The 14,437-nt window shown below is 68.1% G+C and carries 12 protein-coding genes; 10 read left to right on the top strand and 2 right to left on the bottom strand.

Features of this window, described 5'->3' with window-relative positions; all coding sequences use genetic code 11:
- The first annotated feature begins 1 nt into the window (after position 1).
- From ACFFJ7_RS05260 to ACFFJ7_RS05225, 8 genes are all read left to right on the top strand, one after another.
- A complete protein-coding gene (locus ACFFJ7_RS05260; RefSeq protein WP_377590973.1) occupies positions 2-1,189 on the top strand; it encodes an isochorismate synthase in 1,188 nt (395 codons plus the stop codon).
- Positions 1,190-1,264: 75 nt separating this feature from the next.
- The gene (locus tag ACFFJ7_RS05255) at positions 1,265-2,935 is read left to right on the top strand and encodes a (2,3-dihydroxybenzoyl)adenylate synthase (RefSeq protein WP_377590971.1); all 1,671 of its coding nucleotides are present in this window, start codon (positions 1,265-1,267) and stop codon (positions 2,933-2,935) included.
- Positions 2,936-2,938: 3 nt separating this feature from the next.
- Positions 2,939-3,571: an isochorismatase family protein gene (locus tag ACFFJ7_RS05250; protein ID WP_377590970.1), complete on the top strand. Its 633-nt coding sequence runs from the start codon at positions 2,939-2,941 to the stop codon at positions 3,569-3,571.
- A gap of 4 nt (positions 3,572-3,575) precedes the next feature.
- Positions 3,576-3,827, top strand: coding sequence for a phosphopantetheine-binding protein (locus ACFFJ7_RS05245; protein ID WP_166947861.1), 252 nt, complete (start codon positions 3,576-3,578; stop codon positions 3,825-3,827).
- A 2-nt stretch (positions 3,828-3,829) separates the two neighbouring features.
- Positions 3,830-7,798 (top strand): non-ribosomal peptide synthetase, encoded by a 3,969-nt coding sequence (locus tag ACFFJ7_RS05240; RefSeq protein WP_377590969.1) that lies wholly within the window; start codon positions 3,830-3,832, stop codon positions 7,796-7,798.
- A 12-nt stretch (positions 7,799-7,810) separates the two neighbouring features.
- Positions 7,811-8,590 carry a 2,3-dihydro-2,3-dihydroxybenzoate dehydrogenase gene (locus ACFFJ7_RS05235; protein WP_166947857.1) on the top strand — a complete coding sequence of 260 codons (780 nt, stop codon included), beginning with the start codon at positions 7,811-7,813 and terminating at the stop codon, positions 8,588-8,590.
- Between the two features lie 83 nt (positions 8,591-8,673).
- A complete protein-coding gene (locus ACFFJ7_RS05230) occupies positions 8,674-9,081 on the top strand; it encodes a PRC-barrel domain-containing protein (RefSeq protein ID WP_166947855.1) in 408 nt (135 codons plus the stop codon).
- Between the two features lie 283 nt (positions 9,082-9,364).
- Positions 9,365-10,093, top strand: coding sequence for a 4'-phosphopantetheinyl transferase family protein (locus ACFFJ7_RS05225; RefSeq protein WP_377590968.1), 729 nt, complete (start codon positions 9,365-9,367; stop codon positions 10,091-10,093).
- Positions 10,094-10,286: 193 nt separating this feature from the next.
- Here the strand turns inward: ACFFJ7_RS05225 and ACFFJ7_RS05220 are convergent, their stop codons facing one another.
- Positions 10,287-10,658 (bottom strand): DUF779 domain-containing protein, encoded by a 372-nt coding sequence (locus tag ACFFJ7_RS05220; protein WP_166947851.1) that lies wholly within the window; start codon positions 10,656-10,658, stop codon positions 10,287-10,289.
- 94 nt (positions 10,659-10,752) lie between these two features.
- Positions 10,753-12,273 (bottom strand): aldehyde dehydrogenase, encoded by a 1,521-nt coding sequence (adh, locus tag ACFFJ7_RS05215; RefSeq protein ID WP_377590967.1) that lies wholly within the window; start codon positions 12,271-12,273, stop codon positions 10,753-10,755.
- A gap of 245 nt (positions 12,274-12,518) precedes the next feature.
- Between adh and ACFFJ7_RS05210 the strand changes: the two genes are divergently transcribed.
- On the top strand, positions 12,519-13,511 hold the full coding sequence (locus ACFFJ7_RS05210; RefSeq protein WP_377590966.1) for a sigma-54-dependent Fis family transcriptional regulator: 993 nt from the start codon (positions 12,519-12,521) through the stop codon (positions 13,509-13,511).
- Entirely contained in the window at positions 13,508-14,437 is a 930-nt protein-coding gene (locus ACFFJ7_RS05205; RefSeq protein ID WP_377590965.1) for a sigma-54-dependent Fis family transcriptional regulator, read from the top strand. The genes ACFFJ7_RS05210 and ACFFJ7_RS05205 overlap by 4 nt, the downstream gene beginning before the upstream one ends.

Here is a 14,437-nt window from a genome sequence, read left to right as displayed (position 1 = left end):
AATGGCAAGTGTCGCAATGCGTCAACCCGCCGAAGGCAGCGATATCGAGAACGCGGGCTTCGCCGCGCCTTTCGTTTTCAGTGGAGCCGGCGGAACGCTCGTCGGCCATGGCGCGGGCTGCAGCCTCGCGCCGACAGCCGCCGGCAGCCTCGCCGCCGCCGTCGAGGCGTTCTGGAAGGAGCAGCGCCACGCGACGCTGCTCGTCGGCGCCCTGCCCTTCGACCGGACGGCCGCCGCGCACCTCTACGCGCCGGAAAGCGTGTCCGCGGCCGCGCCCATCGGCAAGGTGCGGTCGCTGCCGCGCGCGGCGGGAGGCTGGACCAGCATCGCCGAGCCGCCGGCCGCGACCTACGCCGACAGCGTCGCACGCGCGCTCGCGCTGCTGAACGACGAAGCTGCGGCCCTGCGCAAGGTCGTGCTGGCGCGCAGCCTGCTCGTGACAGCCCCCCACGCCATCGATCTCGATGCGGTGCTGACGCGCCTCGCACAGGACTCCACCATCACGACCTATGCGGTGCCGCTGCCGGCGGCTGCTTCGGGCGCACCGCGCACACTCGTCGGCGCCAGCCCCGAGCTGCTCGTGGACAAGCGCGGCGGCACGGTCCGCTCCGCGCCGCTCGCCGGCTCCGCGCGCCGCCACGCCGACGCCGCCGCCGACAGGGCCTCCGCGGACGGCCTGCTGCACTCGGAAAAGGACCTGCGCGAGCATGCCTTCGTGGTCGAGGCCATCCTCGACACGCTCACCCCCTATTGCCGCGCGCTGTCCGCGCCGGAAGGCCCGTCGCTGGTCTCGACCGCCTCCATGTGGCATCTGGGCACGGCCATTGACGGCGAGCTGAAGGATCCGGCAGTGTCCGTCGTTGAACTCGCCGCCGCCCTGCATCCCACGCCCGCCGTCTGCGGCCTGCCACGGGCAACGGCGCGCGAGGCGATTGCCACGCTGGAGGACTTCGACCGCGGCTTCTACGCGGGGGCGGTGGGCTGGGCGGATCGCGCGGGAGACGGACGCTGGATGGTGGCGATCCGTTGCGCGGAATTTTCCGGTGCGACGGCACGCCTCTATGCGGGGGCGGGCATCGTGCCGGGTTCCGATCCCGAGTCGGAAGTCGCCGAGACCTCGGCGAAGTTCGCGGCCCTGCTCGCCGCGCTCGGCATCGACGAAGCCGGCAGGACGCAGGAACCGCGCTGACGCGGCAGACTGGCGATACGCCCCGTCCCGCGCCGCAAGCGCGGTCCGCACTGAGCGGCATGAGGAGGATGCAACGTGATTCCGGCAATCCAGAAATGGCCCGAGGAACTGGCCGCACGCTACCGGGAGGCCGGCTACTGGCGCGGCGAGACGTTCGGCGCCATGCTGCGCGACCGCGCCGGCCGCTTCGCCGATCGCACCGCCATCGTGGCGGGCGACACGCGCTGGACCTATGCCGAGCTGGACGCGCGCGCGGACGCGGTGGCGCGCGGCTTCGCGGCGCTGGGCTTTCGCGCCGGAGAGCGCGTGGTGGTGCAACTGCCGAACGTCGCGCCATTCTTCAGCGTCGTCTTCGGCCTGTTCCGCGCCGGCATCCTGCCCGTCTTCGCGCTGCCCGCGCATCGCTCCACCGAGATCGAGCATTTCCTCACCCGCACGGAAGCGCGCGGTTACGTGATAACGGACACGTTCGAGGGCTTCGACTATCGTGCTCTCGCGGCGGAGGTAAGGGCAAAGGTGCCGGCTCTCGGCCATGTGATCGTCGCGGCCGACGACGCCGGCCCCTTCATGCCGCTCGCCGCGGTGGAGAAGCATGACGGGCCGCTGCCGGAAGGCCCCTTGTCCTCCGATGTCGCCTTCCTCCAGATTTCCGGCGGCAGCACCGGCCTTTCCAAGCTCATTCCGCGCACGCATGACGACTATATCTACAGCCTGCGTGGCAGCAACGAGATTTGCCGGATGGACGAAACCAGCGTGTATCTCGGCGCGCTGCCCATCGCGCATAACTATCCCATGAGCTCGCCCGGCACTTTCGGCACGCTCCATGGCGGCGGCACGGTGGTGCTCAGCCCCTCCCCCGCGCCGGATGCGGCGTTTCCGCTGATCGCGCGCGAGAAGGTGACCATCACCGGCCTCGTGCCGCCGCTCGCACTGGTGTGGGCGGACGCGGCGCGAACCACGACGCACGACCTCTCCAGCCTTAAAGTGCTGCAGGCGGGCGGCGCGAAGCTGACGCCGGAAGTAGCGCGGCGCATCCAGGCGGTGTTCGGACCGGTGCTGCAGCAAGTGTTCGGCATGGCGGAAGGGCTCGTCAACTACACCCGCCTCGACGACAGCGAGGAGGTCGTCACGGAAACGCAAGGCCGCCCGATCAGCCCGGACGACGAACTGCTGATCGTGGACGACGACGACAGGCCCGTGGCGCCCGGCACGCCGGGCAACCTGCTGACGCGCGGCCCCTATACCATCCGCCAGTATTTCAACGAGCCGGAGGCCAACGCCCGTTCGTTCACGCCGGAAGGCTATTACCGCACCGGCGACATCGTATTGCTGCGGCCGGACGGCAATCTCGTGGTGCAGGGCCGCGCCAAGGACCAGATCAACCGCGGCGGCGAGAAGGTCTCCGCGGAAGAGATCGAGGACCATCTCCTTGCGCATCCCGGGGTGTTCGACGCGGCGGTGGTATCCATTCCCGATCCCTATCTCGGCGAGCGCTCCTGCGCCTTCGTCATTCCACGCAAGTCCGTTCCCGAGGGCGCGGGGCTCAGGCCGCTGGCGCTCAAGTCGTGGGTGCGCGAACGGGGCCTCGCCGCCTTCAAGGTGCCGGACCGGGTGGTGTTCGTGGACAGCTTCCATACGACAGCCGTCGGCAAGGTCAGCCGCAAGGACCTGCGCGCCACGCTACGCCAGCGTCTGCTGGAAGCGGACGCGGCGGAAGCCCGCGCGCAGACGCAAGAGAAGGATTGAACGATGGGATTGCCGAGCATCAGCGCCTATGCCCTGCCGGACGCGCGCAACCTGCCCGCGGCGCGCGTGCCATGGCGGGCGAGTCGCGACCGCGCTGCCCTGCTGATCCACGACATGCAGAACTATTTCCTGGCGCCCTTCCCCGCCGATGCCTTGCCGATCCGGCAGGTTATAGCCAACATCGACCGGCTGCGCCGCCATGCGCATCTGCTCGGCATCCCGATCTTCTACACCGCGCAGGAGGGCGATCAGGATCCGCGCGACCGGGGCCTGCAACGCGATTTCTGGGGGCCGGGCATGAGCACGCGGCCGGAGCATCAGGACATCCACGCCGTGCTCGCACCATTCGATGGCGACTTCGTCCTGCACAAGTGGCGCTACAGCGCTTTCCAGCGTTCCAATCTGGAACACCTGATGCGCGTGCGTAACCGCGATCAATTGATTGTCACCGGCATCTATGCTCACATCGGCTGCCTCATGACCACGGCGGAAGCGTTCCAGCGCAATATCGAGCCTTTCTTTGTAGCCGACGCGGTGGCGGACTTCTCGCGCGAGAAGCACGACCTGGCCGTGACCTACGCGGCGGAACGCTGCGCCGTCGCCACCCTGACGAACCACCTGCTGGAGAGCCTGTGAACCGATGAGCGCCTTCACGAAAGACACTATGCGCGCCGACATCGCCCGCATCATCGGCGAGGATGCTTCCGAAATCGGCGACGACGACAGCCTGATCGATCTCGGCCTCGATTCCATCCGCGCCATGGCGCTGGTGCAGCGCTGGAGCGATCTGGGCGTGAAGCTCGACTTCGCGCAGCTTGCCGAAAAGCCGACGCTGGCGCGCTGGTGGGCTATCGCCAGCCGTCATCTGGCCGGCCGCCATCCGGCAGAGTAGCCATGACCGCCACTCCCGCGCCGGCCGCCGGCCGGCCCAGTCCATCGCCGCCGGAGCGTCATCCGCTCCTGCAGGCGCAGGAGGGCATCTGGTTCGCGCAACGGCTCGACCCGGAAAATCCCGTCTTCAACACCGGGCAGATCGTCACGCTGTCGGGCCCGCTCGACTGCGACGCCTTCAAGGCGGCGGTGGAGCAGGCCCTGCGGGAAGCGCCCGCGCTCGCCGCGCGCTTCATCGACGGACGCGACGGGCCGGAGCAGACGATCGGCGCAGCGCCCCCGGCCGCGCTTTCGATCTTCGATTTCAGCCGTGAGAGCGATCCCCTCGCCGCCGCGCGCGCCCACATCGACCGCGACATGGCCCGCCCGCGTGATCCTACCCGCGATCCGCTGGTCACGGAGCATCTGCTGGTCGTCGGACCGGGCCTTTACCTGTGGCATCAGAACATCCACCATCTGGTGATCGATGGTTTCGGCACCGCGCTGCTCAACCGCCGTATTGCCGCGCTCTATAACGAGGCCGTGGCTGCCGTTCCCGCGCAAGAGACTGAATTCGGGGCGTTTTCCGGCTATCTCGCCGAGGACGCGGCCTATGCTGGCAGCACCCGCGAGGACCGGGAGCGGGCGTTCTGGCACGACCTGTTCGCGGACAGGCCGCATGTCGCCGGCATCGCGCCGGGCGAGGCGGCGAGCGCGCACAGTTTCCACCGCTTCACGCTTTCCCTGCCGGAAGAAACCGCCAGGGCACTGACGGCGCGGGCAGCGGACATGGGTCTGAGCTGGCCCGATCTGCTGACAACGCTGGCCGGCGCCTTCATCGTCCGCCATGCGGGCGGCGATGAGGCCATCGTCGGCGTGCCACACATGGGCCGCTTCGGCTCCGCGTCGGCGCGCGTGCCGTCCATGGTGATGAATGTGCTGCCGGTGCGCGTGCGCGTGGACGAGGATGAGCCGCTCGGCGACCTTGCCGCCGACACCGCCCGCAAGCTCACGCGGACGCGCCGCCACGGACGCTACCGCAGCGAGCAGTTGCGCCGCGACCTCGGCCTGATCGGGCAGGATCGCCGCCTCTACGGCCCGCTCATCAACATCCTGCCCTTCGACGAGCCGCTCGGCCTGCATGGCGTGGCCTCCGACATCGCGGTGCCCGGCGCCGGCGCCGTCGACGACCTTACCTTCACGCTGCGCGCAGACCGGGAAGGCCGGCAAATCCGCCTGGAACTCGACGCGAATCCCGCGCTCTATTCCGCGGACCGGACGCGGCAGCTCGGGCGGCGCTTCATCGCTTTCGTGCATGCCGCAGCCCAGGCGGAGCGCCTCGCCGATGCGCCGACGCTCTCCCCCGACGAATACGGTCAGTGGTTTGCCGCGCAGCGGGCGAGCGCGCATCCCGTCGCCGAGACGACGCTTGCCGCGCTGCTGGCGCGCACCGCCCGCAGCACGCCCGACGCGCCTGCGCTCGCCGAGGGTGCGCAGCGCTGGACCTATGCGGAACTGGAGCGTGAAACGGCGGCCTTCGCGCACCGGCTGCGCGCGGCCGGCGTGAATCCGGGCGACGCGGTGGCCGTGGCCTTGCCGCGCTCGCGCCATCTCGTGCTCGCACTGCTCGCGATCGTGCGGCTCGGCGCCGCCTATCTGCCGCTCGATGCCGACCATCCGCGCGAGCGCCTGACGCGCATCCTGCGATCAGCCGCCCCGCGCGTCGTCGTCACCACGCGCGAGTTGCGGCACAGGCTGCCGGAAGGCGCGCCGCCGTTCGTCATCGACGAGGAGGACGCGGGCCCCCCTGGCGGCGAGCCCTTCCACGACCCCGCACCGGGGGATGCGGCCTATATCATCTATACCTCCGGGTCGACCGGCGTGCCCAAGGGCGTGGTGGTGGAGCACCGGGCCATCGTCAACCGCCTGCTGTGGATGGCGGCGCACTACGGCATCGGTCCCGGCGACCGCATCCTTCAGAAGACGCCGGCCACGTTCGACGTTTCGGTGTGGGAGTTCTTCCTGCCCTTCATCACCGGCGCCACGCTCGTCGTCGCGCCGCCCGACACCCACAAGGACCCCGGCGCGCTCGCGGCGCTGGTGCGCGAACACGCCGTCACCACGATGCATTTCGTGCCCTCCATGCTGGCGCTGTTTCTCGACGAGCCGAAGGTGCGGGGCCTCGCCATCCGCCGCGTCTTCGTCTCGGGCGAGGAGCTGCCGGCGAAGCTGCGCGACCGCTTCCACGAGCTGATTGCGGGCGAGTTGCACAACCTCTACGGCCCCACGGAAGCAGCGGTGGATGTGAGCTACTGGAAGGCTTCCGCCGCCGACCGCAGCCAGCCTGTGCCGATCGGCTTCCCGGTGTGGAACACGCGGCTTTACGTGCTCGACGCGCGCCGCCGCCCCCTGCCGGCGGGAATCGTCGGCGAACTCTACCTTTCCGGCCGGCAACTCGCACGCGGCTATCTCGGCCAGCCGGAACTCACGGACGAGCGGTTCGTCGCGGACCCGTTCTTTCCCGGCGAGCGGATGTACCGCACCGGCGATCTGGCGCTGGCGCGCGAGGACGGCGCCATCGTGTTCCTCGGCCGCACGGACCATCAGGTGAAGCTGCGCGGCCTGCGCATCGAACTCGGCGAGATCGAGACGGCGGCGCTCGCGGACGAGGCGGTGGCGCAGGCGGTGATCGACGCGCGCGACGACGGCGCAGGCGGCAAGCGGCTCGTCGCCTATGTCACGCAGAAGCCCGGCCGAGACATCGACACGGAGCGGCTGCGCGCCGCCATCGCCGCGCGCGTGCCGGACTACATGGTGCCCGCCGCCTTCGTGACGCTGGCGCGCCTGCCGCTTTCCGCCAACGGCAAACTCGACCGCAAGGCCCTGCCGGAACCGGCCTTCGCCGGCCACGCCGGGCGCAAGCCGGAGAGCGCGACCGAAAAGCGCGTCGCGGCCCTGTTCGCGCGCTGCCTCCGGCTCGACGAGGCCACGATCTCGGCGGACGACGACTTCTTCAGCCTCGGCGGGCATTCCCTGCTCGCGGCGAAGCTCATGCAGCAGGTGCGCGACGACTGGGCGCAGGCACTCGGCGGCAACCCGTTCGGTCTCGGCGTGGTGTTCACCGATCCCACCGTGGCGCGGCTCGCGGCCCGGATCGACGCGGCTTGCGCGCCGGGTAACGGTTTTTCCGCCACCGAGAACGAGGGGCTTGCACCGCTCATCCGCCTCAACGACGGGCGGGGGGCGAGCCCGCTGTTCTGCATCCACCCCGCCGGCGGCATCTCGTGGTGCTACGGGGGCCTCGCGCGCGCCCTCCCGGCGCACGCTGTCTACGGCCTGCAGGCGCGCGGGCTCGATCCGCAGGCGCCCGCGCCCGCCAGCATCGAGGCGATGGCGGCCGATTACATCGCCCTCGCCCGCACCATCGTGCCGGACGGGCCCATCCACCTCGCGGGCTGGTCGGTAGGCGGCATCATCGCCCATGCCATGGCCGTGCAACTGGTGGAAAGCGGTGCGCCGCACGGGCTTCTCGCTCTGCTCGACGCCTATCCGAGCGATAGCTGGCGCGACCAGTCCGATCCCTCGGAAGATGTCTCGCTGAAGGCGCTGGTGCAGATCGCCGGCCATGACGTGTCGGAACTCGGCGACGGGCCGCTGACGCGGGAGAAGGTGGTCGCGTATCTGCGCGGCATCGACAACCCGCTCGGACTGCTCTCCGACCGCGCGCTGACCGGCGTCGTGCAGGTGGTGGCGGCGAACAACCGCCTGGTGCGCGGGCACTGGCATCGCTTCTACCCCGGCGGAGTTCTCTACTTTCGCGCCGCCCTCGACCATGCGGGCACCGATCTGACGCCGCAATTGTGGACGCCTTATGCGGCGTCGCTCGACGTGCACGACGTGCCGTCGCTCCATGCCCACCTGACGGGCGCGGCGGCGACCGCGCATATTGCGCCCGTGATCGCCGACAGGCTGCGGCGGCTTTCGTTGAGTTGACAGGAGTTTGCCATGCGTGAAAGCGGCATCGCCGGAAAAATCGCCTTCGTCACCGGCGCTTCGGGCGGCATCGGCGCCGCCGTCGTGCGCGCGCTGCTCGACGAGGGCGCGACCGTGGTCGCGACGGACCGGGACACGGAGGCACTGGCGCGCCTCGCGAACGCGAACGCACCGGACAGGCTCGTCACCGCGCCGCTCGACGTGACGCAGGCCGATGCGGTGGAACGCGCGGTGGCCGCCGTCGAGGAACGGACCGGCCCGATCGATATCCTAGCCAATGTCGCCGGCGTGCTGTCGGCCTCGCCGGTGGCCGAAACGGATCTGGCGGAATGGCAGCGCGTGTTCGCCGTCAACGCCACCGGCGTGTTCCTGGTCTCGAAGGCCGTCGCCGCCCGCATGCAGCCGCGCGGGCGGGGCGTGATCGTCACAGTCAGCTCGAACGCGGCCGGCATTCCCCGCCACGGCATGGCAGCCTATGCCGCCTCGAAGGCGGCGTCGACCATGTTCACCCGCTCGCTGGGGCTGGAACTGGCGCCGCATGGCATCCGCTGCAACATCGTCGCGCCCGGCTCCACACTGACGCCGATGCAGGAAGGGATGTGGACGGACGGGAACGGCCCGGCGCGGGTGATCGCGGGCGCGCCGGAAATTTTCCGCACCGGCATTCCGCTCGGCCGCATCGCCGCGCCGGAGGATATCGCGGATGCGGTGGTCTTCCTCGCTTCCGACCGCGCCCGCCACATCACGATGGCCGATCTCTATGTGGACGGTGGCGCCACCCAACGCGGGTGAATCTTACGCTTCCCCTGTTCGGGCTGGAACAAATCGAACGCTCGGCTGTTCTTCCCATGTCATCACCTGACAAGGAGAATACCATGCGTAATATTGTTTTCGGCGCTGTGTTGCTGTCTTCGGCCGCGCTCGCCGTCCCCGCACTGGCACAGACCGCGCCGACCCCGGCATCGCCGGCGGCGGTGGCACCCGTCTCCGCCGCCAGCGTGCTGAGTTCCAACCTGATCGGCCTCAATGTCGCCAACGCCGGCAATGAAACCATTGGCGAAATCAAAGACCTGGTGCTCGGGACGGGCAACGAACTGACAGGCATCGTCGTCTCCGTCGGCGGCTTTCTGGGCCTTGGCGAACATTACGTCGTTCTCGATCCCTCCACCGTCGCCGTAACCTACAACGAGACCGACAAGAAGTGGGAGGCTCGCGCGAACGCTACCGCCGAGCAGTTGAAAGCGGCTCCCGCGTTCAAGTATGAAGGCAAGTGGAAGTCCTGACGGAGCAGCCGCTTTAGCTGAGAAGCAAATCGGCGGACTTGTGCTTTGCAATACGTGTTTCGCGCTAGCGAAACCACGCGGAACAGCGGTCACGGAAACGGACGCGCCAGTCGTTCCTATCGGACTCCATTCGCTGTCAGGAACGGCGCGGTGACAGGCCGCGCCGTTCCTGCTAATTTCAGCGGTAAGAACCCGGCGTTGCACAGCCGCCCCCTTTGTTTGTTCATGTCTCCCGGCGGTCCAGAAAAGCGGATCATTATACGGCAATTCCGACGAGGCAACCGTGCCGCTTCTCCCCGATACCGTCGACATCTGGATCGCGCACATCGATGACGCGGCGGTGTTGGGAGTTCCCAACACCTCGCTCGACGGCATCCTCGCCCCCGAGGAGCGGGAACGGCGGTCACGATTGCGATTCGGTAGCGACCGCAAGCTGTTCACGATGGCACATGCGCTGCTGCGAATGGCTCTCGCCCGCTACGCGCCGGTGCTTCCGTCCGCTTGGACGTTCACGCGCGGCGCCTACGGAAAACCCGCGTTGCGCGCCGACCAGATGCAGATGCACAGGCTTTATTTCTCGCTGTCCCACGCGGGAACGGCGGTCACGTGTGCCGTCTGCCATGCCGCCGATGTCGGGGTGGATATCGAACCTCTCGACAACGCTGTCGACCCCTGCGAACTCGCCGCATCCGTGCTCTCGCCTGCCGAGCAGGCATCGCTGTCGGCGCTGGAGAACGGTGCGCGACGACAGCGGTTTCTGGCGTTGTGGACACTCAAGGAAGCCTATGTGAAGGCGCGCGGGCTTGGGCTGTCGTTTCCGCTGCAGGATTGCAGCTTCAGCCTCGATCCGCCGCAAATCGCCTTTGCCGGGCATGTCGTGGACGATCCGGACGACTGGCAATTCGACAGTCAGCTCGTTGACAACGGCCACATTATCGCGGCTGCCGCGCACCTCGGCAGCGCCCGGCCGCTGCGTTTCCGTTATCGCTATTCCCGCGATTGTCAGTCATGAAAAAAGGCGGAAGGCGCAATACCTTGCTCCACGAGCCCGGCTCGTCGAGCGGCGGTCAAGCCCGTGCGGCGCTTGGGCAAACACATCACACGAGCAGTTGAAGACCGGGAGCCGTGGTATTACCGCCTTCCGCCATCGGCCCCCTCTCCCGGGTCTCGGGTCCCGGCCGGGGGGCGCACCGCGATCCGGGCGCCTACAACACCGGCAGCGCCGCTTCCTCCTCCTCCGTGAACAGCCGCGAGCGCGTCAGGAAGCGCACATCGCGGCCGTTTTCCAGCGAAAACATGCCGCCGCGACCGGGCACGACATCGATGATGAGCTGCGTGTGTTTCCAGTATTCGAACTGAGGGCGGCTCATGTAGAACGGCGCGCCGCCGATCTCGCCCATCCGCACGTCGCTGTCGCCGATAAGGAACTCGCCCTGCGGATAGCACATCGGCGAGGAACCGTCACAGCAACCGCCCGACTGGTGGAACAGGATCGGACCATGATCGGCGCGCAAAGTATCGATCAGCGTAAGCGCCGCGTCAGTCGCCAGAACACGCTTGACGGTTGCATCGTTCATCGTCGGCCTCCCCGTGGGCCCGCCAATGCCGTTCCCCGCGGCAGTGCGGTATGGACCTGCCCCGCCACACTTCGGCGGCGGGGCAGGATCGTGATCAGAAGAAGCCGAGCTTCTGCGCGCTGTAGCTCACCAGCAGGTTCTTGGTCTGCTGGTAGTGGTTCAGCATCTGCAGGTGGTTCTCGCGGCCGATGCCAGACTGCTTGTAGCCGCCGAAGGCCGCATGCGCCGGATAGGCATGGTAGACGTTCGTCCACACGCGCCCGGCGTGGATGCCGCGCCCGAATCGGTAGGCGCGCGTGCCGTTGCGGGTCCACACGCCCGCACCCAGCCCGTAGAGCGTGTCATTGGCCAGTGCCAGCGCCTCGTCGTCGTCCTTGAAGGTCGTCACCGCGACCACGGGGCCGAAGATCTCCTCCTGGAAGATGCGCTGCCTGTTCTGGCCCTTGAACACGGTCGGCTTGACGTAGTAGCCGCCGGCGAGTTCGCCTTCCAGCACGTTGCGCTCGCCGCCGACGAGCAGTTCCGCCCCCTCCTGCTTGCCGATGTCGATGTAGCTCAGGATCTTCTCGAGCTGCTCGCTCGACGCCTGCGCGCCGATGGCGGTGGTGGGATCGAGCGGGTTGCCCTGCTTGATCGCCTTCACCCGCTCCAGCGCCCGCTCGATGAAGCGATCGTAGATCGATTCCTGGATAAGCGCGCGGCTCGGGCAGGTGCAGACCTCGCCCTGGTTGAAGGCGAACAGCACGAAGCCCTCGATGGCCTTGTCGAAGTAGTCGTCATCCGCGTCCAGCACGTCGGCGAAGAAGATGTTCGGCGACTTGCCGCCAAGCTCCAGCGTCACCGGGATGAGGTTCTGGCTGGCATATTGCGAGATCAGGCGGCCCGTGGTCGTCTCGCCGGTGAAGGCGATCTTGGCGATGCGCGGGCTCGACGCGAGCGGCTTGCCGGCCTCCAGGCCGAAACCGTTGACGATGTTCAGAACACCGGGCGGCAGGATGTCCTGAATGAGCTCAGCCAGCACCAGGATCGAGGCGGGCGTCTGCTCGGCCGGCTTCAGCACGATGGCGTTGCCTGCGGCGAGCGCCGGGGCGATCTTCCACACCGCCATGAGAATGGGGAAGTTCCACGGGATGATCTGGCCGACGACGCCGAGCGGCTCATGGAAGTGGTAGGCGACGGTGTCGTGGTCGATCTCGCTGATGCCGCCCTCCTGCGCCCGGATGACACCGGCGAAGTAACGGAAATGGTCCACCGCGAGCGGGATATCGGCGTTGGTGGTCTCGCGGATCGGCTTGCCGTTGTCCCACGATTCGGCGAGCGCCAGCAGATCGAGGTTTTCCTCGATGCGGTCGGCGACACGGTTGAGGATCAGCGAGCGCTCGGCCGCACTGGTGCGTCCCCACGCTTCCCGCGCGGCATGGGCGGCGTCGAGCGCCAGTTCGATGTCCTCCTTCTGCGAGCGAGCGACCTCGGTAATCTTCTTGCCGGTGATCGGCGACGTGTTGTCGAAATAGCGGCCGTCGACCGGCGCCACCCATTTGCCGCCGATGAAGTTGTCATAACGCTCCTTAAAAGGGGTCTTGAGAAGCGAGGTGGCTGGTTCGTACTTGTTCACGGCGATCCTCCCTGAAGTGTGCCTGACGGTCTCCTAGCACCGTGCATGCCACGTTCCGGGTGCGGCGCCGCAATTCCGTGCTGCAACGCGGCAAGTATTGACAGGCGTCAAGAAATCGCCAGTCTGCGGAATAACTCGAAAAAGAACGTCACGTTTGACGCAACGATCGTGCTGGAAAGGTGTTGCAGAATGCAGCATGATTGTTGCAACAGCCGCGGCAAATAACAACACCTGGAGGAACGGCCATGGCAACAGGTTCAACGACGCCGCAATCCACGGATACGGTTGCGGTCGCGCGACAGCAGTTTTTTTCCAAACAGAAAGTCCCCGCGTCGCTCGTCTCGCGGACCATCCTCCAGTCGTGGCTGCGGTGTTCGCAACTCGGGCACGACGCCAGCCGCGACCCCACTGTCGAGCCCGTCGGCCCGCAATACCTGCGCGAGGCCCACGAGCAGCACGAGATGCTGCGCCGCCTGTGCCAGGCGGAAATCGAGTCTCTGCGACGCGAGGCGCGCACCACGGGCGGCATCGTGGTCTTGTCCGACGCGAACGGCATGGTGCTCGACGCCGTCGGTGACACAGCCTTCGCCGGGAAGGCGGCGGGCGTCGCGCTGCGCCCGGGCGTGGCGTGGAGCGAGGCCAGCATCGGCACCAATGCCATCGGCACGGCGCTCGTCGAGCGGCGGCCGGTCATGGTGCGCGGCGGGGAGCATTTCTACGAGCCGCATCGCGTGCTGAGCTGCGCTGCGGCGCCCATCTTCGATCCCCGTGGAGCGATCGCCGGTGTGCTCGACCTGTCGGGCAGCGCCGCCACGATTTCCCGCCAGAGCCTGTCGATGGTGCGGCTCGTCATCGACCAGATCGAGCACCGGCTGTTCGATCAGGCCTTCGGGAACCGGGCGGACCGTGGCGACATCGAGATGTTGCGCTTCCATACGGAACGATCCCTGCTCGGCACCGCGCGCGAGTGCATTCTCGTCTTCGAGGGCGACCGCCTGATCGCCGCCAACCGGCACGCCCTTCAGGCCATATCGCGCGGCTGGGATGCGCTCGGCCGCACGTCCTTCGACGCCCTGTTCGACGGCGGCGGATCGCTTGGCGAGGAAGGGACGCTAAGGTTCCACTCGGGCGAGACCGTGCACTACAGGCTGCCGCGTCGCGGCGCCCGACGCTGCCAGCCGCAGCCGCGAGAGCGCCGGTCCCTGCGCGTGAGCGTCCCTCACCCGCCGCTTTCATGACCGCCATTCCCTGGCCGCAGCCGATATTCGACGCGCAGACGCTCGCCGATGTCGAGAATGCGGCACGGCTCGTCGACGCCGATATCCCGTTGCTGATTCATGGTGAGACGGGGTCCGGCAAGGAGGCGTTCGCGCGCGCCGTCCATGGGAAAAGCCGCTGCGCCGACAAGCCCTTCGTCGCCGTCAACTGCGCGGCCATTCCCGAAAGCCTGATCGAATCGGAGCTGTTCGGCTATGAGGAAGGCGCGTTCACCGGCGCGCGTCGGCAGGGCTCGCGGGGGCTGCTGCGGGAGGCTCACGGCGGCATCCTGTTTCTCGACGAAATCGGCGACATGCCGTTCGCGCTGCAATCCCGCCTGCTGCGCGTGCTGCAGGACAGGCAGGTGATGCCGCTCGGCGGCGGGCGCCCCTCGCCCGTCGACATCCGTGTGATCAGCGCGACCCACCGCGATATCGAGGCGCTTTCACGGCAGGGGCATTTCCGGCCGGACCTCTACTACCGCCTCGCCCAGTTCACGATGACGCTGAACCCGCTGCGCACGCGCACCGATCTCGTGCCGCTGATCGACGGCCTGTGGCGGCAGGTGACGGGCGGTTCGGCTCCCCTGCCGGAAGAAACCCGCAGCCGCATGGCTGCCTATGACTGGCCCGGCAACTATCGTGAACTGGTGGGCGCGCTGCGAGCGCTGGCGGCACTTGCGACATCCGGAACGCATCCCGGCCCGCACCTCCTGCCGACGGCCCTGCGCCGGATACAGCCGATGCCGGCCGTCGCGCAGCCCATCGAGACCGGCCTGCTGGAGCATCACACGCGCGACGTGATGCGTGCGACGCTCGAAGCCTGCGGCGGCAACATATCGCTCGCGGCGCGCCGTCTCGGCATCAACCGCAGCACGCTCTACCGCCACCTGCAGCGGCTGCAGTAG

Source organism: Pseudochelatococcus lubricantis, from assembly GCF_042432495.1.
GTDB classification, from domain to species: Bacteria; Pseudomonadota; Alphaproteobacteria; order Rhizobiales; family Beijerinckiaceae; genus Pseudochelatococcus; species Pseudochelatococcus lubricantis.
The sequence above is the reverse complement of the archived record's forward strand: the minus strand, read 5'-3'. Positions and strand labels throughout refer to the sequence as shown.

Bases quoted from the DNA above. Each gene is read 5' to 3' on its own strand.
- ACFFJ7_RS05260 (WP_377590973.1), top strand. From the start codon at position 2: ATGGCAAGTGTCGCAATGCGTCAACCCGCCGAAGGCAGCGATATCGAG.
- ACFFJ7_RS05230 (WP_166947855.1), top strand. From the start codon at position 8,674: ATGCGTAATATTGTTTTCGGCGCTGTGTTGCTGTCTTCGGCCGCGCTC.
- ACFFJ7_RS05245 (WP_166947861.1), top strand. From the start codon at position 3,576: ATGAGCGCCTTCACGAAAGACACTATGCGCGCCGACATCGCCCGCATC.
- ACFFJ7_RS05235 (WP_166947857.1), top strand. From the start codon at position 7,811: ATGCGTGAAAGCGGCATCGCCGGAAAAATCGCCTTCGTCACCGGCGCT.
- ACFFJ7_RS05220 (WP_166947851.1), bottom strand. From the start codon at position 10,658: ATGAACGATGCAACCGTCAAGCGTGTTCTGGCGACTGACGCGGCGCTT.
- ACFFJ7_RS05250 (WP_377590970.1), top strand. From the start codon at position 2,939: ATGGGATTGCCGAGCATCAGCGCCTATGCCCTGCCGGACGCGCGCAAC.
- ACFFJ7_RS05240 (WP_377590969.1), top strand. From the start codon at position 3,830: ATGACCGCCACTCCCGCGCCGGCCGCCGGCCGGCCCAGTCCATCGCCG.
- ACFFJ7_RS05205 (WP_377590965.1), top strand. From the start codon at position 13,508: ATGACCGCCATTCCCTGGCCGCAGCCGATATTCGACGCGCAGACGCTC.
- ACFFJ7_RS05210 (WP_377590966.1), top strand. From the start codon at position 12,519: ATGGCAACAGGTTCAACGACGCCGCAATCCACGGATACGGTTGCGGTC.